This is a genomic window from Xanthomonas hortorum, from assembly GCF_024339125.1.
Classification (GTDB): Bacteria; Pseudomonadota; Gammaproteobacteria; order Xanthomonadales; family Xanthomonadaceae; genus Xanthomonas; species Xanthomonas hortorum.
In genome coordinates, this window is the sequence record NZ_CP101417.1 from 769,310 (window position 1) to 788,961 (window position 19,652).

The window sequence follows — 19,652 nt, forward strand, 5'->3', positions numbered from 1 at the left end:
CGTTGATCAGACCATCCCTAGGTACTCTGCCGTTCTGAGATCACTGGCAGGAGGAGCAAGCTCTGGAGCTTGGTCGTTGTTCGACTGCGTCATCACGCCAAGCCAACTCCCGAGGCGATTGAGATCGTCGACGCCTCCACTGCTGCTACTGTTCCCGGGCATCAGATCCAGACCCACCCAGATCATCCCGTGCTGGGCGGCAAACAACGCCATCGATATCAAGGAATTGAGCTTGTCTCCATGCTGCGCGCCAGAGTTGGTGAAGCCTGCCGCGACCTTGTCGCGCCACTTCATGCGCGTCCATGCCGCCTTGGTCGAATCTTCAAAGAACTTCTTCAACCTCGCGCTGATCATTCCGTTGTAAGTAGGCGATCCAAAAACGATCGCATCACTTGCTTCAAGCACCATCCAGTCGATCATGTCATCGGCCACTGCAATCAGCCTGACATCGACCTCGTCAACCTCTCTGGCGCCCTTCGCCACTTCGCCACGGCCTCAGCGACTCGGGCCGTATGGCCAAAACCGCTGTCATATACGATAGAAATCAGCATCTGCCTACCTGTCAATTTTGGTGCTGTGGTGCCTCCTCGCGCGGAGTCGACCGAGTCAGGCGCGTATTACTCACCTGTCGCCGGTGCATTCGATACGCACCTGCGGGACTATAAAGTAGAAGCCGAGCCAGCATTGGCGGCCATTTTTCCGGAGGATGCATCCGCATTTTCTACAATGGCAGCGACAAGGAGCTCGCGTAAGATCTATCCAGGATTCTACGAAGCAACAGCGATACGATGAGAGCAATGCACTCACGAAGTAGGCCACCAGCAAATCCACCAGGCAACCCAATGAAGAACGATTTAGTGCGACAACGCTTTTTCCCGCTATTAAGTGTGGAGCAGCCAGGATCTGCCACGGTCGTCATTTCTACTTCAGCCCCTTTTCTCCACAATCAGAGAACGCAAGGACCATCACGTGCGAAACAGATTTGATGGTTTGCAGTTGTTCCTCGAGGTCGTTGAGGCCGGAGGCTTCGCAAAAGCAGGCCAGCGACTCTCGCTCACGCGTTCAGCGGTGGGCAAAGCCATAGCGCGTTTGGAAGATCGGCTCGGTGTTCAGCTTTTTCAGCGGACTACCAGATCACAATGCCTGACCGAAGATGGTCAGCAGTACTACGAGCGCTGCCTTCGCGCGATAGAAGAGTTGCGGGTCGGAGAGGTCATGTTGGAGAACGGCCAACGCGAAGTGGCCGGCAAGCTGCGCGTCACCCTCCCCGTCCTGTTCGGCCGGCATTGCGTGGCGCCCATATTGCGCGCGTATGCACGGCAGCATCCCAAGCTGGAACTTGAGCTGCACCTGAGTGATCGCAGTGTGGATTTAATTGCAGAGGGCTTTGATCTGGCAGTGCGTAATGGAGGAGTAGCAAGTGGATCGTCATTGCGTTCTCACCGCCTGATAAGTCAACGCAAGGTTCTGTGTGTCTCTCAGAACTACCTGGCGACACATGGTGAGCCGCGCACGCTTGAGGATCTGGCAGACCATGCATTGCTTCCGTACTGGCGTAATGGACAAGGTCTTGTCTGGCGTCTTCCAAATGCCCAGGGTGAGCTAGTCGACGTTGCGGTCAGCTCACGCATGCGCCTCAACGATCTTGAGGTGATTGCAGATGCAGCAACAGAAGGGATGGGGCTGGCGTGGCTACCCTACTGGCTGGTTCGGGAACGGATGCAGCGTGGAGCGCTTGTAGAAATCTGGGGAAATCGGCCAAGCACGGTCATGGAATGCAGCGCGGTGTGGCCAGCCATGCATTACTTACCGCTCCGATCGCGCCTGGCAATCGACCTGCTCGCCGTGGAACTTGAGAAGTGGAAAGAGGAATAAACCGTAGCGCGACTGCAGAGATACGCGAGTCCATGAAAGTCGAACATTGCGTATGGCCCATATACGTGGTTGCGATCAAATAACAGCCGCGAGGCGGGGTCTTGTTTGACGAAGCTCACTCACACGAGCAGCCATGAATCTGGCGCCCGAATCATCTCCAGCACTACAAAGCAGAATAACGATGGAAGCAGATGAATCTTAATCGCGCAGACTTGGCCGACTTTGTCTATTTCCTGACAATTGCGCGGCATATGAGCTTTAGCCGTGCTGCCACAGAGCTTGGGGTGAGTTCTTCAGCGCTGAGCCACGCCATCAAGGGACTGGAAACACGCCTGGCAGTCAGGCTTCTTCATCGCACCAGCCGCAGCGTCACGCTGACAGCTGCCGGCGAACAGCTGCTGCAGGCGATATCTGGGCCGTTTGGAGCCATTGGCGAGGCCATAGAGCTACTGAACCAGCACAGGAATTCACCCGCCGGACGTATCCGGCTCAACGTCATCAATGATGCGGTGCCGCTCCTGCTCGGTCCGGTGCTACCGATCTTTGCGGAACGCTATCCCAAGGTGGAAGTCGATATTGTTTCGACCAATCGAATGATCGACATCATTGAGGGGGGCTTCGATGCAGGGATTCGCTACGGTGGAACCGTGCCGGAAGACATGATTGCCCAACGGCTATCGCCAGACATCAGATGGGTGGTCGCCGGGGCGCCCACATACCTCGCACGCCATGGCATACCGCAGCATCCGCTCGACCTTCACCATCATCGGTGCGTGCGCATCCGGCTGGGCAATGATCGTATCTATCGCTGGGAGCTCGAAAAAGGCAGCGAACTCCTGACTGTCGATGTGCCCGGAACCATGACAATTGACGACACCAGGCTGGCCCTGGCCCTACTCACAGGTGGAGCAGGATTGGTCTATGCGCCCGAGCCAGTGCTGGCTCCGTTGCTTGCTGCAGGCACTGCCCGGCTCGTGCTGGAGAACTGGGCCAGCCCTGGACCCGGCTTTCATCTTTACTATTCGAGCCGACGGCAACTGCCTACTGGCTTGCGCCTATTGCTCGATCTGGTCCGCGAGCTGGCTCCGCTTGGCATCTAAATACCTTGCGTTGTTACCAGCCCGAACGTTACTTCGCTCGGCGCGCGCGATATGCGGTTCGCGTGCCCTGGTGGGCAGGTGCTCGGCAATGACATAGACACCTTCCTTGCTGACGATCCGGACGGCAGGGACTCATTGCGCGATCAGGAAGACCGCATAGATGTTTTCGGTGTAGGTGATGGTGCCGGTTAGGAGGCTTTCGCCGACGCCCTGGACCCCAGCGCTTGGCGCAGGCGGCGGCGGTGGGGCCGGCGGCGAAGGCGGAGACACCACCGAGCCTGGCTTTGGCGCTGCGGGGGCAGACCAGGTGCCTGCTTCGACACCATAGGCAAAATTCGGGGCGACATCGGAGATGCTGTAGATCCCACCAAGCCGGACGCCGTAAGCAGCGGCGAGCCCTTGGGCTGATTCGCGCGACTGTGTGGCGGCTTCGCGCTTGAGTTCTGCACGTAATGCAGCGGCATCGCCGTAGGCGGTCTGCATCGAGAGCACCTGGACATTTTCATTGGCGTCCAACCCACCGAGAAAGGCACGCACATCCTTCAAGGACGTAAATGTGCCGCGGATCTTGCGCTCTACCCGGGTTCCTTCGAAGACGGATTTGCCTGCCTCGTAACGCGATTGCGGTGCAATCGACAACGCAGAGGCGTACAGCGAGTCCTTGAGCACGCGGTTGCGCTGCAATCCATCCAGGACCACACGGGCGCGCTCCTCGACGAATTTACGCGCCAGGTCAGGCTGCAGCTCGGTCTTGCTGACCTTGAGGTCGACGATAAAACGGTCTGGATCGACGGTGCGAAACGCCTGGCCTTTAACCAGCAAGTGCGGCTGCGACGGCAAGGTGTTGATCTGAGCTACTCCCACGGCGGGCAGCATCAGGACAGTGGCGAGCACCCAACCTACGAATTTGTTCATCGTCGTCTTCCTTGATGTCTAGTCGTGGCCCTGCACGGCAGGGTTCTGCAAAAGGGCCGCCAAGTCCGCACACAGACGATCGACAGCGGCTGCCGTGGTCGCCCACGAAGTCACGAAGCGGATCACATGACTGCCATCGGCGCGGACTTCCCAGCGCTCGAAGTCATAGCGCAGCGCCAGTTGCGCGGCCTGCTGCGCGCTGACGGCGATGAACTGCTGATTGGTCGGCGAGTCGCTGGTGAACTGCGCGCCAGCGGCCAGCAATCCTGAGCGCAAACGCTGCGCCATGGCATTGGCATGCGCAGCCAGCTCGAAGAACAATCCATCTTCGAACAAGGTGGCGAACTGCGTGCCCAGCACCATGCCCTTGGCCAGCAGCGCGCCGCGCTGCTTGATCAGATAACGGAAGTCGGCCTGCAAGGCAGGAGTGACGATGACCAAGGCTTCGCCGAGCAAGGCGCCGTTCTTGGTGCCGCCGATGTAGAACGCATCGGTCAGCGCGGCGATCGCCGGTAGATCCAGATCGTTGCCATCCGCTGTCAGCGCTGCGCCCAGGCGCGCGCCATCCAGATACAGCAGCAAGTCGTGCGCGCGGCAGAAACGCGACAACGCATCGAGTTCGGCACGCGTGTAGATGGTGCCGCTCTCGGTGCTGTTGGAGATGTAGACCAGGCGCGGTTGCACCATGTGTTCGTTGCCGTGCACGTCCAGCGCCGGCTGGATCAGCGCCGGGGTGAGCTTGTCGTGCAGCGCGGGCACGGTGAGCACCTTGTGGCCGGTCGCTTCGATCGCACCGGTTTCGTGCGTGGCGATATGGCCGGCTTCGACTGCGATCACGGCCTGATGCGGGCGCAGAAACGCGGCAATCGCGGTCAGATTGGTCTGCGTGCCGCCGACCAACAGATGCACGTCGGCCTGCGGTTGCGCGACCGCCTGCCGAATCAACGCAATCGCACGTTCGCTGTGACGATCGGTGCCGTAGCCGGCGTTATGCTCGGCACTGGCCTGCACCAGTGCCTGCAGCAGACGCGGGTGCGCGCCTTCGCTGTAGTCGTTGCGAAAACTGATACGCGCAGCGCTGCCCTGCCCGTCCATCACAGCCCCTTGGCCGCCTGCGCAACCGCACGAAACAGCGCGCGGCCCTTATTCATCGTCTCCTGCCATTCCAGGTCGGGATCGGAGTCGTAGACCACGCCGCCGCCGGCCTGCACGTACAGGTAGCCGTCCTGGATGACCGCCGTGCGGATCGCGATTGCGGTGTCGGCATCGCCGTGCCAGCCGATATAGCCGACTGCGCCGGAATACACGTTGCGTTTGACCGGCTCCAGCTCGCGGATGATTTCCAGCGCGCGGATTTTCGGTGCGCCGCTGACGGTGCCGGCCGGGAACGTGGCGCGCAGCACATCGCTGTAATTCAGGCCGGCCTTGAGCGTACCGGTCACTTCGCTGACGATGTGCATGACATGGCTGTAGCGTTCGATCACGAACTGCTCGCCGACTTTCACCGAGCCAGGTTCGGCAACGCGGCCGACATCGTTACGCCCCAGATCGATCAGCATCACGTGCTCGGCACGCTCTTTCGGGTCGGCCAGCAGTTCGGCTTCCAGCGCCTTGTCCAGCTCGGGCGTGGCACCACGCGGGCGGGTGCCGGCGATCGGCCGCACGGTGACCACGCCATCGCGCAGGCGCGCCAGGATTTCCGGCGAGGAACCGACCACCTGCGTGCCGCCGACATCGAGAAAATACATGTACGGCGATGGATTGAGCGCGCGCAAGGCGCGATACACATCCACCGGGCGCGCACGGAACGGCACACGCAAACGCTGCGACGGCACCACCTGAAAAATATCGCCGGCGCGCACGTATTCCTGCGCCTTGCGCACCACCGCGTGATATTCCTCGCGGGTAAACGAGGAACGGAAATCCGACTCGTCGATCGCATCGGAAATCTGCGCCTGCGGATACCCCGCACCGCCCTGACGCAGGCGATGCGCCAGCTCGTCCAGGCGCCGATTGGCGCGCACATAGGCCTGCGGCTGGCGCGGGTCGGCATGCACGATCAGGTACAGGCGGCCCTTGAGATTGTCGAACACCGCCAGCTCTTCGGAGAGCATCAGCAGGATGTCGGGCGTGCCGAGTTCGTCGGGTTTGTCGCCGCCGCCGAGGTGCGGCTCGATGTACTGGATGCACTCGAAGCCGAACCAGCCGACCAGCCCGCCGGTGAAGCCGGGCAGGCCGTCGAGCTGCGGCACCGAATGCTCGGCGCGTAGTGCATCGACTTCGGCGAGTGGGTCGGCAACCTCGCGGGTTTCCAGCACTTCGCCGTGCTCGCTGATTTCCAGCGTATGCCCGCGGAAGCTGTACACGCGCCGCGCGGGCAGGCCGATGATGGAATAGCGCCCGAAGCGTTCGCCACCTTCGACCGATTCAAACAGATAGGTATAGGCGCCGTCGGCGAGCTTCAGATAGACCGACAGCGGCGTGTCCAGATCGGACAGCACTTCGCGGACAACGGGAATACGGGTGTGACCTTCAGCGGCCTGGCGCTGGAACTGCTCTGCGGTGATCAAGACGACTTTCCTTCCGGGACTCTGTGGCGGGGCGGACGACGGCAACGGGCCACCATCGCCACCAGCGGCGAGCGGAAGAGAAGGAGCGTGAAGTCGTCAGGCGGGACACGTGGGTACTGTAGCGCAACTGCTGGTTTAGGGCAGCAGGTGCGGTGCCGAAGATGTGCGAATTGCGAAGGTGGGTTGGGTCGTGTGTTGTTGGGTGTGGCTTTTCAAACTGAGCGACATCCGGGCCGGATGGCGCGTGTTTGTCGTTGATAGGTGTATTGGGCTGTGGGCTGTCTGCGACGACTTGCTGTTGGTCAATGTCAGGGCGAGATGCCTGGTAGCGGCATGTGTGTCGGCACAGGGACCCTCACCCCAACCCCTCTCCCGGAGGGAGAGGGGCTTCAATCCCCATTCCCCATTCCCAGCTTCAAGCGCTGCGCAACGGGCACTCCACCGGCAAATGCATGCGCAAGCGCGCCGGCACGCATTCGATGCGGAAATGCTGCGAGGTCTCAGGTTCGCCGTCCAGATTCAAGGTCAGGGGTTGGTGCGAGACCATCTCCAGCCAGGGCAGCCGGGCACGCACGGCGACGCGTTCCAGCGCGGCCTGTTTGCCGCCGGTGACCAGGGTGCCGAGGGTGGCGGCCACTTCGCCGTTGAGCGCGGGCACGATGGTGACGTCGAGCAGGCCGTCGTCGATCAAGGCTTCCGGGCACAGCGCCTGGCCGCCGCCGGCTTGGCGCCCGTTGCCCAGGCCGAGTGCGATGAACTCGCCCTCCCAGCTGAAATCCGGGCCGCTGAAGCGGGCGCTGATCGGGTCGATCCGCCCCAACCGCGACATGCCGGTGATCAAATAGGCCAGGCCGCCGAGCATCTTCTTCAAACCCTCGTCGGTTTCCACGGTGACCTGGGTACCGAAGCCGCCACTGGCGACATTGGCGCACCAATGCGGGCCGTGCTCGGCGTCGATGCGCAGCAGGTCGATCGGTTGCGCCGGGCGTTCGGCGATCAGCGTCAGCGCGTCGAGCGGCTCGAGCGGGATGTTGGCGGCGGTGGCGAAGTCGTTGGCGGTGCCCAGCGGCACCAGACCCAGCGAAGGCAGCGTAGCGGCATCGGTGTCGTGATGGGCGAGTGCGGCGGCCACTTCGCTCAGGGTGCCGTCGCCTCCGGCGGCGACCACGGTGTGCACGCCATCGGCGACGGCTTCGCCGACATAACGCTCGGCGTCGCCCTCTTCCCAGGTGACCCGGACATCGAGCTGGATGCCGCGCTTGCGCAGCGTTCCCACCGCCTCACGCAGGTCCAGATTGTCGGTGGACTTGCCGTTGAGGATCAGACGCCAGTGGGACGGGGCCATGCGCGCTGCCAATGCTGTGGGAGTGATGCGCGCAGGCTAGCAGCGGGCCGCTGCGTGCATCGTGAATACGCACTGCCACCGGGCTGTCATTGGCATGTCATCGATGACCCGGAGGATGGAAGTCCATAGCAGGGACGACGGGCGGGGGCAGGATCAGCCTCCAATTTTCTTGAAGGCCGCTCCAATGGGAGCGGCCTTCTTTTTATGTACCACTGGTGCGCGCCGCGCTTGGCTCAAGCGCCAGCGGCAAACGCGGCCAGGCGCTCGCCGTCGAGCCGGTACACCGTCCAGCCCTCCATCGGGCGCGCACCGACGGCCTGGTAGAACGCGATGGCCGGCGCGTTCCAGTCCAGCACCGACCACTCGAACCGCCCGCAGCCACGCTGCACGGCCAACTGGGCCAGATGCCGCAGCAGCGCCAGGCCAGCGCCCTGCCCGCGCGCTTGCGGACGCACAAACAGGTCTTCCAGATACAGTCCGTTGCGGCCGAGCCAGGTCGAGTAATTGAAGAAATACACCGCAAATCCCAGCGCCTGCCCGTCCTGCTCGCAAATCAACGCGTGCGCGGTGGCGCCGTCGCCGAACAGGCTGGCGCGCAGGTCGTCCGGGCTGGCCTTGACCGCGTCGGGCTCGCGTTCGTAGACCGCCAGTGCGGTGACCAGTTCGTGCAACAGCGCGGCGTCATCGGGCGTGGCGCTGCGGATCTGCAGCGGGGCCTGGCTCATCGCACCGCGTCCACCGCCGCGCGCATCTGCGCGATCACCTGCGCATAGTCGGGGGCATTGAAGATCGCCGAGCCGGCCACGAAGGTATCGGCACCGGCGGCGGCGATCGCACCGATGTTGTCGGCCTTGACCCCGCCATCGATCTCCAGCCGGATCGGCTTGCCGAGCGCATCGATCTTGCTGCGGATCGCGCGCAGCTTGTCCAACGCCGAGGGAATGAAGGCCTGCCCGCCGAAGCCGGGATTGACCGACATCACCAGCACCAGATCCAGCTCCGGCAGCACCCAATCGAGAATATCCACCGGCGTGGCCGGATTGAGCACCAGCCCGGCCTGGCAGCCGTGCGATTTGATCAGCTGGATCGTGCGGTGCACGTGGCGGCTGGCCTCGGGATGAAAGCTGATGGTGGTGGCGCCGGCATCGGCGAAGTCCGGCACGATGCGGTCCACCGGCTCGACCATCAGATGCACGTCGATCGGCGCGGTGATGCCGTGCTTGCGCAGCGCCTGGCACACCATCGGGCCGATGGTGAGGTTGGGCACATAGTGGTTGTCCATCACATCGAAGTGCACCCAGTCGGCGCCGGCCTTCAGGACGTTGTTCACCTCTTCGCCAAGACGGGCGAAATCGGCGGACAGGATGGACGGGGCGATCGCCGTCGGTTGCATGGGCAGCTCGGAAGGTAACGGAGCGCACATTCTCGCAACCGGGATCACAGGATGAAAGCGTCAGGATGAAAGCGTTCTGCATCCGTGCGCCGCCATCGTGCGTACACACAGAACTGGCGCGCTGCGCCCGATTAAGGAGAACGCATGAAAACCACCCCGCTCGCTTCTGCCGCCATCGTTCTGTTGGCCCTCGCCCCGTCCGCCTGGGCACAAACCGGCCCGGCCGACTGGTCCGGCTTCTCCATTGGCGCCAATGTCGGCGGCGCCGACGTCAGTGGCGTCTCCGGCGGCCGCTTCGGCTTCGACACCAATCTGGACGGCCGCGATGGCGACCAGGTCAGCACCGCCACCGGTGCCGATGCGTTCTCGCCCGGCTTCTGCGGTGGCGCCGCAGCCGGCCGCACCCCGGCCAGTGGCTGCAGCAAGGACAAGGGCGGTGCCGAATATGGCGCGCGTCTCGGTTATGACTGGCAGGCCGGCAACTGGGTCTACGGCGTGGTCGCCGAGTACACCCGCAACGACCTACGCGACAGCGTCAGCGCCTTCAGCACCACCCCGGCGTTCTACACCTTCACCCGCCAGCTCAACCGCACCGCCGCCCTGCGTGGCCGGATCGGGTATGCCTTCGGCGAGCAGGGCGATTTTCTGGCCTATTTCACCGCCGGCGTGGCCCGCGGCGAGTTCGACCACAGCTTCTCCAGCAGCAACACCGCCAACAGCTTCACCAGCAGCGGTGGCGACAGCGCCGACGGCTATCAGGCCGGTGTTGGCCTGCAGCGCCGCTTGAGCGACAACGTCTCGGTGGGCGTGGAATACCTGTTCACCCGCCTGGAGGACGAAGACACCCGCGTGCGCGTCGGGCCGGGCACAGCACCGGCGACCAATCCGTTCCTGCGCGTCAATCCGGCCGGTACCGATCTGCGCCGTACAGACACCGATTTCTCGGCCAATGCAGTGCGGCTGACGGCGACGTATCGTTTCTGAGTCTTGATGTTTGAGTGACAATGACGCCTGGCCTTTAACTGGTCAGGCGTTTTTTATTGCGTGGTTTTCGGCTTCGATCCCGAAGCGGTTAGCTGCACGGTCAGGCACTGCAACCAGGGACCAGGCGCCAGGCCTTCGATCAGCGTTTGCGCAGCCGCTGGATGCGATCGTAGGCGGCGTTGATCTGGCTGGCCTTCTTTTCGGCCTGACTGCGTGCCTCCGGACCGGCATTGGCCACCTTGTCGGGGTGGTAGCGCGACATCAGCCGGCGATAGGCCAGGTCGATCTCGGCAGTGGTGGCGTCCGGCTCCAGCCCGAGCGCTTCATACGGATTTTCCGCACGACGCTTGAACCAACCGGCGTCCACTGCGTGGCCGATCGCCAGGCCGATCATCAGCCCCACCACCGGTGCCCCGCGAAACAGCAAGGCGCCGGCCAGTGCACCGAGCAGTTTTCCGTACCAGGACATGGGCGATCGGGGGCGGGGAGGCGGGTTGGCGATAGTACCCGAACGCCCACCCGGCCTGGCTGACACGGCCTGCACGCGGCCGCACGGTTGCCTCCAATAAATCCAGCGGCGCGCACCGAAGCGCCGTACACTACGCGGCCCGCTGCCCACCCGCGGGCCCGCCGGGTCCCGGGGACAGCGTCATTGCGACGTCCTTAGGAGTGCCTGTGTCGACCACGCTGTTGCAATCCGATCTGCCCGGCCTGCCGTTGCGTCACCGTGGCAAGGTCCGCGATGTCTTCGACATTCCCCGCGAGCGCCTGCCCGCCGATGCGCCCCCGGGCGACTATCTGCTGATGGTGGCCACCGACCGCCTGTCCGCGTTCGACGTGGTGCTGCCCGACCCGATCCCCGGCAAAGGCGAGATGCTGTGCCAGGTCTCCAACTTCTGGTTCCACAAGACCGACCATCTGATGCCCAACCATCTGGTCGACATCCGCGTGGAGCAGGTGCTGCCCGACGGCGTGGACCCGGCGCTGTATGCCAAGCGCGCAGTGGTCACGCGCAAGCTCAAGCCGGTGCCGGTGGAAGCGATCGCACGCGGCTACCTGATCGGCAGCGGCTGGAAGGATTACCAGCGCACCGGCAAGATCAGCGGCATCGAACTGCCCGACGGCCTGCGCCAGGCCGAGAAACTGCCCGAACCGATCTTTACCCCATCCACCAAGGCCGCCGTGGGCGACCATGACGAAAACATCGACTTCGATGCGATGGTCAAGACGGTGGGCGCAGAGCTTGCCGAGCGCGTGCGCGATGCCACGCTGCGCATTTACCGCTTCGCCGCCGACTTTGCCGCCGAACGCGGCATTCTGCTGGCCGACACCAAGTTCGAATTCGGCACCGACGCCGATGGCCGCCTGTACATCATGGACGAGATGCTGACCCCGGACTCCTCGCGCTACTGGCCGGCCGACCAATACGAACTGGGCACCAGCCCGCCCAGCTACGACAAGCAGTTCGTACGCGATTATCTGGAAACTCTGGACTGGGGTAAGACCGCGCCCGGCCCCAGCCTGCCGGCAGAGGTGATCGAGCGTACGCGTGCGAAATATGCCGAAGCACTGCAGCGGTTGGCAGGTATTTCGGTTGATTGATGTTTGAAGCCCCGATTGCGGGGCTTTGAAGTTGCACCATTGCAGCGATGACCTGAGCGCCAAGCGACTTACTTGGCGCACGCGGTTTGAATTCTGAAAGCGACAGCTGGCAATTCGGCCATCACGCGCCAAGTGTGTAATGGTCAGCGATGCAGAGGCAGATAGCCGATTGCCAACAGGCACACTGCAATGGTGCACTTTATTGTTCAACGAGGTCGCGATGGCTCCGTCAAGTGTCTCTCTACGCAGTTTTCCCATGTTCCGCAGCGCGTTGCTGCCGGGGCTGCTGCTTGCATTAAGCGCATGCACTGCGGGCGAGTCCGTGCCCCCCGCCGCGACGACGACCACATCGACAGCACCGACGGCATCGCCAGCCTCTGCACAGACTCCTGTCGGTGACCAACTCGCAGCATTGATACAGGCAAGTGGCGTGAAGTGCACCGACGCAACGACCGCAAAAGGCTGCACGGCTGGCAATGTGGAGACAGGCGACCTTTACGACGTGGAGCTTTCGCCTGTGTGTGGCGACGACGGATTTTTTGCCGGTGTAGCGCAGGCACAGGGTGTGGACGCACTCAGTGCCGTGCCGACTACCGGCAGCAATGCGTCCGCCAACGCCAATCTGGCGCAGGGCCAACTCGTCTGCGTACAAGGCATCGGCCGCGCAGGGCAGAATCCTCTTTACTATTATGTCGTCGCAATCCCCGCAAGCAGTGTCGCAAAATGCAAGGACAATGCGTTGTGCGAGCAGTATGGCGACAGGCCGATCAAACGCTTGGCGCCTACCGCCGGTGATGCCTGCCATGCAGCCGCACCAGGCCAGTATGTCGGCGATTGCGTACAGGGGTGGGTGAGTGCAAATGCACTCGACGTGTTTTCAAACGGAATCTAGTTGCTGGCAATCAAACCCGGCAAACTCACGACTTTAATTACTGCCGCTTAGTCATTATCGACGGCCCTTTTGAAACACGCTTGCGTCCGAGGGCAACAGGACGAACAGCGAAATGACCAAGCGCACTTCTTCAAGGGCTTCGGGACGACGGTCAGGCGAGCAGATAGCCAGGCCGATTGATCTGCCTGGTGCCCGCCAGCTCGTGCAAACGGTGAAGCCGCAAGCCTTCACATATCTGCAAGCAGCACACGGATAAAATCGCGCCCGCGCTCTAGCTGCCCCCGATACGATCAGGAGGATCCGTTGGCCCTTTTCCGAATTTCCCTGCATGCCCTGGCACTGAGCCTGGCGCTTGCTGCCTGCACTCAACAAGCGGGTCCAGCTACCGTTGCGACGCCTGCCGCACCTGCAGCCTCAACGCCCGCCGCCGCGCCGACGACGCCCGCCCCGGCGACAAGCTGTCCCGATGCCGACTTCCCCGCCTTTCTGAAACGTTTCAGTGCAGACATTGCAGTGCAGGAAAAGGCTACGGCCGATCCGCTGACGATGATCCAGCTCGATCCGGGCGCGCAGCCCGAGCCTGCGCCGGTGACGCGTACGGTTCCGCTGGCCAAGGTCGAGTGGCCGGTGATCCCCAACCTGGAGGCGGCCCGCAACGGCGGCCGCGAGGTCACGATCTCCGAGGAGGCTGAAGGCCGCCAGGTGCTGGTCCGCACACCGGACACCGGCGACCAGCAGGTCTACCACTTCGCCCAGCAGCCCTGCTGGACGCTGGTGAAGGTGGACGACCAGTCACTTTGACTCTAATGCGGCAGCTATCTTGCGCCGCACGCAACCCCACTGCTTCAGGAGACGACCTTGCATCCACTTAGATTGATCGGCCCTGTGTTGGCGATCACGCTGGCAGCCTGTAACGGCCCTCAGGCTGCCAGCGCGCCTGACAAGCCTGCAGTCGAGAGCGGCGCTCCTGCTGCGCAGCCGCCGGCACCGGACACCTCATCCACCGCCTCACCTACACAAGGGACTGTCCCCATGGGCACGATTGACTCCTTCGTTCCAGCAGGATCGAAGGCTTTGGAAACCATCCGCGGCGATCTGACTGGATCAGGCCACTCCGATGCGCTGGTCGTCGTGTCCCCGCCGGCCACCGGCAGCGAGAAGCTGGGCGAAGGGCAACCGCGCACGGTCCTGCTGTTGACGCAGATTGCCGAGGGAGCGCTGCAAAAAGCAGCAGAAAATCGCAAGATCGTGCCGTGTGCACGCTGCGGCGGTTTAGCTGGAGACCCATATGCGTTTTCACGCATTCAAAAGGGTCAGTTCACGATTTCCATTTCTGGTGGGTCGCGCGAGCGCTGGGCAGACGACTTCACGTTCAAATATTCCGCCGATCAACAGACCTGGATGCTGGACAAGGTCGTCCGTGACCTCACGGATACCGAAACAGAACAGCACAACACACTGGAACTGACATCGAAGGATTTCGGTACGGTCACCTTCCAGGATTTCGACCCTGCGACGCTAAAGAAAGTCGCAGCGCTGGATGAAGCAGGGAACGAGAAAACGAATTAAAGGGAAGTAGTGGTTTGCACGGACAAGGATGGAGTCCGTTATTTAACGTTGCTGAGAAATGAGGAGTTACACCAATGGCAACTGATCGCGAAACAGGGCTGCTGCAATCGGCCTATGCATCAGGCATTACCCAACCGAAAGAACTGGCGAATTTCATGGCTCAGGTCGGTCATGAGTCGATGGGTCTCAATCGCCTGGAAGAAGGTTTCCGCTATACGCACGGATCCTCGCAGGTGAGTTCGAAAGTGCGCTCCGCACTGCGTGAGGGCCCCGAGGCGTTGGAAGAAGCGCGTCTGGAGGCCTTGCGCGGGCAGCCGGAAAAACTGGCCGAGTTGATGTATGGCGGGCGCATGGGCAACAACGAGCCCGGCGACGGCTATCTGTATCGCGGCCGCGGCTACATGCAACTCACCGGCAAGGATCAATATCGCGCGGCAGGCGAAGCCTTGGACCTGGATTTGGTGGCACATCCGGATCTGGCCGCGCAGCCTGAAAATGCATCTCGTATCGCCACTTGGTATTGGCAGAACAATGTTCCGCAAGCAGCCAGACAGGATGCACACGCCGCAGGCGTTGCAATCAATGGCGGTGACCCGCCGAATGGATTGGCCGACCGCGAAAACCGATTCGCTCGCTGGCAGCGCGATATCACGCCCGAGTTGATGAACAACCTTGCACACGGCCAGCTAGGACAGCCAGTGCAGCCCGCACAGCATGTTGCGCCAGCACCTGCGCAGACCCCGCATGCGGCATCCAGCTCGTTTCAGACCACCATGGAGCGGATGCTACCTCCCCAGAATGGGACGGCGCCGCATATCACGGGTCATTACGGCGAGCATCGCAGCGCGCGCGACCACGGCGGCACCGACTTCAACTATCAAGGCGGCCAGGCAGGTCGCAATCTGCAGCATCCGACCGTGCATTCGCCGGTCTCGGGAACCGTCACGTTCGCCGGTGGCAACTACGGCACCGTCAAGATTCGCGATGCGCAGGGCAACTCGCACGAGATCCTGCATCTGGAAGGGCTGAAGGTCAAAGAAGGCCAGGCGCTGTCCGCGGGCGATGCCATCGGCACGATGGGCGGACGTGGCCCGAACGGTGTCAACCAGTACGCACAGCATGTGCATTACCAACTGCGCGATGCCAACGGCAAGCTGACCAGTCCGGAGACGTTCTGGAATCAAGGACATCATCAGGAATCAGGCGCTCGTCAGGCTCAAGCATCGACACACGCTGGCAACGGCACGCTGCGTCAGGGCGACCACAATCCCGATGTCGGCAAGATGCAGCAGGACCTCAACCGACTTGGCGTGCGCGATGCGCAGGGGAACCGGCTTGCCGAGGATGGCCGCTTCGGCGACAACACGCGTGAGGCGGTGATCGCATTCCAGAAGCAGCATGGGCTGCAGCCCGATGGCGTGGTGGGCCGCAATACACAGGCCGCCTTGTCCGCGTTGCCGGCGCAGACCCAGATGCAGGCAGGCCAGACGCAGCAGGCCGCGCCGAAGGGTCCATCGTTGAACGATGCCTCGCATCCGGACCATGCGCTGCACACCGCGATCCGCAGCAGGCTGCCAAGCATGATCTCCAACGAAACGGCGGCCCACGTCACCTTGCAGGCCAAGCAGAACGGCATCGATTCTGCCGACAAGCTGCAGGACGTCACGGTGCAGAACGGTAAGGCGTTCGTCATGGGAACGACGCCAGGCTTCCGTGCGGCAGTGGATCTGAATCAGCCCGCTCCCACGCTGGAGCAGACCAGTGCGCAGTTGCTGGCTGGCCAGACGCAGCAGCAACAGACGCAGGACGAGCAGCACAAGGTCGCCATCGGCGGCCGCTAAGGGTGCAGTAGTGCATCAACAAAGCCGGCCAGTTTTCTGGCCGGCTTTTTTTGTGCGCGCCCTAACATCACCATCGTCGCTCGCGACTGAAAGCGATGCCGCAATCGAACACCACTGCATGCTCCCTGGCGCACCGCGTGTCACTGGGCGCCGACACATTCTTGTAGAAACAACGATCTTGTAGAACAGCGCTGCGATACGCGTCTGTAGCGCGATGAGCGGCGATCATGCAGCACATCTTGCATCTGTCTGCGATGCGCTCCACAACGCAAAGTGGCGCGGCGCACAGAACGCAACACAACTGTAATTTTTACTACTGCGCTATCACAGACTGTGCAAGGTTGGCTGCCGGCACCCTGCTGCCATTCGCGATCGGCTGATGCTCGTCGCCGCCGATCTTTGCATTGCACGTTTCCTGGGAGAGAGTCGTCATGCAATTCCATGTATTGGGCGCAGCGATCTGCTGTGCGCTATCGTTGTCTGCTGTCGCCAGTGCCGCGGATCTTTCCGCCGATGCCGCGGTAGCGCGCGCGCAATCGTTGTTGGGCAACAACGCTGCGGCGTTGGCCAATCGTGCAACCGCCGATGCGTTTGTCGCGCGCGACAGCATTGTCGATGCCGATGGCACCGAGCATGTGCGCTTCGATCGCACCTATCAGGGCTTGCCGGTCATCGGCGGCGATGTGGTGGTGCATTCGCGGCGCGGGGTAATGCGTCAATTGAGCCAGACCATGGACACCAACGTGCGCCCGGCCATCGTGCCGGGCATCGATGCCGACACTGCGGTGCGTGCGGCCGGTGCGCAGTTCGATGTGGCACCCGACGCCGCGCCACGCGCAAGTCTGGCGCTGTATGCGCGCCAAGGCGCACCGCGGCTGGTCTACGAAGTGATCTACAGCGGCATCAAGCCCGACCAGACGCCCACCGAGATGCATTACATCGTCGATGCGGTCAATCAACGCATTCTCGAATCCTGGGATACGGTGCACACCGTGTGCAGTGGCGGCACCAGCGCAACCGGTACCGGGCGTTCGCTGTATGCAGGCAACGTTGGATTATCGACAACGCGTTGCAGCAGCGGTTACGAGTTGACCGATCTGAGCCGCGGTAGCGGTGCCACTTACAACATGCGCAACAGCACCTCCGGCAACGGCACGCTGGTCATCGATGCCGACAACGCCTGGGGCAGCGGCGCCAACAGCGATACGGTGACGGCAGCGGTGGATGCGCATTACGGCGTGGCGTTGACCTGGGACTATTTCCGCACCACGCATGCGCGCAGCGGCATCGCCAACGATGGCGCGGGTGCGCGCAGCCGTGTGCATTACGGTAGCCGTTACAACAACGCGTTCTGGCAGGACAGCTGCTTCTGCATGACCTTCGGCGATGGCGACGGCAGCACATTCACGCCGCTGGTCTCGGTGGATGTGGCCGGCCACGAGATGACCCATGGCGTGACCAGTCGCACCGCACGGTTGGTGTACTCGGGCGAGTCCGGCGGTTTGAACGAAGCCACTTCCGACATCATGGGCGCGATGGTGGAGTACTCCGCCAACAACAGCGCGCAGCCGGGCAATTATCTGATCGGCGAAAAGATCGTCCCCGGCAACAGCAGCGGCACGCTGGCGTTGCGCTACATGTTCAAGCCGAGCCTGGATGGCGACTCGCCCGATTGCTACAGCAGCAGCCTGGGCTCGCTCAACGTGCACTACAGCTCGGGGGTGGCCAACCATTTCTACTATCTGCTGGCCGAGGGCGCGGTGGTGCCGAGCGGCTTTGGTGCGGGCACCAGCTGGAACGTGACGCCGGCCGGGCTGGTGTGCAACGGCAATACCGCGCTGACGTCGATCGGCCGTGCCGCAGCCAGCCGCATCTGGTACCGCGCGTTGACGGTCTACATGACCTCTTCGACCAACTACGCGGCCGCACGCAGGGCCACGTTGAGCGCGGCCACCGATCTGTATGGCGGCACCTCCACGCAATACCGCGCGGTTGCCGCAGCGTGGAGCGCGGTGTCGGTCAACTGATGCATGCCGGCCCTTGCCACGCGACCGGCGCGTGGCAAGGTGCCCGGCTGCCACAGCGCCATCCGCGCGCGTATGCTTGGGTCATTCCTGGGAGGGAACATGACCGAACGCACCACGACCGCGCGGCCGATCGACCGCTATTTCGCCAGCTATTCCGACGATCATCAAAACGCCACCAACCAGCAGATCCATGTGCTGGCAGTGCCGGCGATCCTGTGGTCGGTGGTGGCCTTGCTGTGGTGCATCCCGGTGGGCGGCACCTGGTTCAGTAGCGGCGTGTGGGCGGCGCTGTCGATGTTTGCGGTGTGGTCGTACTACAACCGGCTGTCGCGCCCGCTGGGGTTGGGCATGCTGGGCATCTTCTTCTTCTTCGGCTGTCTGTGCCGCTTGATCGAGAGCAAGCTTGGCCTGGGCGGCGTGTTCAAGTTAGGCGTGGCGGTATTCGTGCTGGCCTGGATCGCGCAGTTCGTGGGCCACAAGATCGAAGGCCGCAAGCCGAGCTTTCTGACCGATCTGACCTATCTGCTGATCGGGCCGATCTGGGTGCTGGCCAAGTTGTATCGCCAGCTGGGTTGGCGCTACTAGGCTCGAGGCACCAACCTCACTAACCTCACTCGCGAACGCCGAGTTCTTCCGGCAATGGACGAAACGCACGCGGCGCGTAACCGAAATCGCGGCGCGCCGGTTCCAGATCGAACACTAGGTCATCGCGCATGCGCTGCAACGCCGCCGCATTCATGCCACGCAGGCGGCCCAGGCGTTGTGCAGCGCTCAGCGCCAACCCGAACAGCGTCGGCGGCACCTGATACAACCGCGCCGGTCGTGGCAAAGCAGCCAGCACGCGCTCCACCATCTGCATGTAGGCCAACACTTCGCCCCCGCCCACCGCATAACTGCGCTGCTGCGTGGCCGGCTGGGTGACTACCGCCAGCGCGGCGCTGGCCAGATCGTCCACATGCACCGGCTGACGTAAACCGGTGGCGTTGGCCGGCAACACGAACGCGCCGGTGCGCTGCGCCAGGTTGGCGATCTGGGTGAGCGTGCGGTCGCGCCCGGCACCGTAGACCAGCGTCGGGCGCAGCACCGTTGCGGTTGCGCCGCGTGCCTGCGCTGCAGAAAACAGCGCCTGTTCGGCGTTCGCCAGGCGCTGGGCGACATCGCGCTCGGCCGCATCGATCGAGTGTTCCTTGACCTCCAGGCTGGTCGAACCGAACGCCACAATGCGCGGGGCGAGCACCGGATTTTCAGCGTACCAACGTGCGAAATGATCCAGCGGGCCGCAACTGAAGATCACCTCGAACGCTTCGCCTGCCGCTGCCGGCACAGCCAGATCGCCTTGCCGCCAGATCAACCCGGTACGTGCCGCACGCGGCTGCCGCGACCACGCGGTGACCTGCCAGCCACGGCTCAATAGCCGCGTCAGCAGACGTTCGCCGATCTGCCCGCTGCCGCCGAACACCAGGGCGCGTGGCGCAGAGACAGCGGTGGACGGGGCGGGATTGGCAGCGGTCACAGGGCTCGGATGCAGTCTTGGTGAGC

Annotated in this window: 19 protein-coding genes; 10 read left to right on the top strand and 9 right to left on the bottom strand. The window is 62.9% G+C overall.

What is annotated here, in order from left to right; genetic code table 11:
* Positions 1-6: 6 nt before the first annotated feature.
* Entirely contained in the window at positions 7-483 is a 477-nt protein-coding gene (locus NMB96_RS03150; protein WP_255086198.1) for a flavodoxin family protein, read from the bottom strand.
* 486 nt (positions 484-969) lie between these two features.
* On the opposite strand from NMB96_RS03150, the gene NMB96_RS03155 reads away from it, so the two are divergent.
* Both NMB96_RS03155 and NMB96_RS03160 read left to right on the top strand, forming a co-directional pair.
* Complete coding sequence (locus NMB96_RS03155; protein WP_255086200.1) at positions 970-1,875, top strand: LysR family transcriptional regulator; 906 nt, start codon at positions 970-972, stop codon at positions 1,873-1,875.
* Between the two features lie 191 nt (positions 1,876-2,066).
* Entirely contained in the window at positions 2,067-2,975 is a 909-nt protein-coding gene (locus NMB96_RS03160; protein WP_255086201.1) for a LysR family transcriptional regulator, read from the top strand.
* A 132-nt stretch (positions 2,976-3,107) separates the two neighbouring features.
* On the opposite strand, the gene NMB96_RS03165 is transcribed toward NMB96_RS03160, so the two are convergent.
* From NMB96_RS03165 to rpe, 6 genes are all read right to left on the bottom strand, one after another.
* Positions 3,108-3,890 carry an SIMPL domain-containing protein gene (locus tag NMB96_RS03165; RefSeq protein WP_023902374.1) on the bottom strand — a complete coding sequence of 261 codons (783 nt, stop codon included), beginning with the start codon at positions 3,888-3,890 and terminating at the stop codon, positions 3,108-3,110.
* 18 nt (positions 3,891-3,908) lie between these two features.
* Entirely contained in the window at positions 3,909-4,985 is a 1,077-nt protein-coding gene (locus NMB96_RS03170) for a threonine aldolase family protein (RefSeq protein ID WP_255086202.1), read from the bottom strand.
* On the bottom strand, positions 4,985-6,460 hold the full coding sequence (trpE, locus tag NMB96_RS03175; RefSeq protein ID WP_006448477.1) for an anthranilate synthase component I: 1,476 nt from the start codon (positions 6,458-6,460) through the stop codon (positions 4,985-4,987). Before trpE ends, NMB96_RS03170 begins: the two co-directional genes overlap by 1 nt.
* Positions 6,461-6,875: 415 nt before the next feature.
* Complete coding sequence (gene yegS, locus NMB96_RS03180) at positions 6,876-7,805, bottom strand: lipid kinase YegS (RefSeq protein ID WP_006448476.1); 930 nt, start codon at positions 7,803-7,805, stop codon at positions 6,876-6,878.
* A gap of 233 nt (positions 7,806-8,038) precedes the next feature.
* A complete protein-coding gene (locus NMB96_RS03185) occupies positions 8,039-8,530 on the bottom strand; it encodes a GNAT family N-acetyltransferase (protein WP_168959940.1) in 492 nt (163 codons plus the stop codon).
* Positions 8,527-9,198: a ribulose-phosphate 3-epimerase gene (rpe, locus tag NMB96_RS03190; RefSeq protein ID WP_104551395.1), complete on the bottom strand. Its 672-nt coding sequence runs from the start codon at positions 9,196-9,198 to the stop codon at positions 8,527-8,529. Before rpe ends, NMB96_RS03185 begins: the two co-directional genes overlap by 4 nt.
* Before the next feature lie 144 nt (positions 9,199-9,342).
* Between rpe and NMB96_RS03195 the strand changes: the two genes are divergently transcribed.
* Positions 9,343-10,182: an outer membrane protein gene (locus NMB96_RS03195; RefSeq protein WP_006448473.1), complete on the top strand. Its 840-nt coding sequence runs from the start codon at positions 9,343-9,345 to the stop codon at positions 10,180-10,182.
* 139 nt (positions 10,183-10,321) lie between these two features.
* On the opposite strand, the gene NMB96_RS03200 is transcribed toward NMB96_RS03195, so the two are convergent.
* Positions 10,322-10,651: a J domain-containing protein gene (locus tag NMB96_RS03200; protein WP_006448472.1), complete on the bottom strand. Its 330-nt coding sequence runs from the start codon at positions 10,649-10,651 to the stop codon at positions 10,322-10,324.
* A gap of 206 nt (positions 10,652-10,857) precedes the next feature.
* Here NMB96_RS03200 and NMB96_RS03205 point away from each other — a divergent pair, with 206 nt between their 5' ends.
* The 7 genes from NMB96_RS03205 (at position 10,858) to NMB96_RS03235 (ending at position 18,698) form a co-directional block, all read left to right on the top strand.
* Positions 10,858-11,784 (top strand): phosphoribosylaminoimidazolesuccinocarboxamide synthase, encoded by a 927-nt coding sequence (locus NMB96_RS03205; RefSeq protein WP_016901356.1) that lies wholly within the window; start codon positions 10,858-10,860, stop codon positions 11,782-11,784.
* Positions 11,785-12,040: 256 nt separating this feature from the next.
* On the top strand, positions 12,041-12,676 hold the full coding sequence (locus NMB96_RS03210) for a hypothetical protein (protein WP_255086205.1): 636 nt from the start codon (positions 12,041-12,043) through the stop codon (positions 12,674-12,676).
* Positions 12,677-12,979: 303 nt separating this feature from the next.
* Positions 12,980-13,477 (top strand): hypothetical protein, encoded by a 498-nt coding sequence (locus NMB96_RS03215; RefSeq protein ID WP_255086207.1) that lies wholly within the window; start codon positions 12,980-12,982, stop codon positions 13,475-13,477.
* Between the two features lie 231 nt (positions 13,478-13,708).
* On the top strand, positions 13,709-14,245 hold the full coding sequence (locus tag NMB96_RS03220; RefSeq protein WP_255086208.1) for a hypothetical protein: 537 nt from the start codon (positions 13,709-13,711) through the stop codon (positions 14,243-14,245).
* Positions 14,246-14,319: 74 nt separating this feature from the next.
* Complete coding sequence (locus NMB96_RS03225) at positions 14,320-16,086, top strand: peptidoglycan-binding protein (RefSeq protein WP_255086209.1); 1,767 nt, start codon at positions 14,320-14,322, stop codon at positions 16,084-16,086.
* 431 nt (positions 16,087-16,517) lie between these two features.
* The gene (locus NMB96_RS03230; RefSeq protein WP_255086210.1) at positions 16,518-18,113 is read left to right on the top strand and encodes a M4 family metallopeptidase; all 1,596 of its coding nucleotides are present in this window, start codon (positions 16,518-16,520) and stop codon (positions 18,111-18,113) included.
* Positions 18,114-18,212: 99 nt separating this feature from the next.
* Positions 18,213-18,698 (top strand): Mpo1 family 2-hydroxy fatty acid dioxygenase, encoded by a 486-nt coding sequence (locus NMB96_RS03235; RefSeq protein ID WP_023902363.1) that lies wholly within the window; start codon positions 18,213-18,215, stop codon positions 18,696-18,698.
* Between the two features lie 25 nt (positions 18,699-18,723).
* Here NMB96_RS03235 and NMB96_RS03240 read toward each other — a convergent pair whose 3' ends face one another.
* Positions 18,724-19,626: an NAD-dependent epimerase/dehydratase family protein gene (locus NMB96_RS03240; protein ID WP_255086212.1), complete on the bottom strand. Its 903-nt coding sequence runs from the start codon at positions 19,624-19,626 to the stop codon at positions 18,724-18,726.
* Positions 19,627-19,652 lie beyond the last annotated feature (26 nt).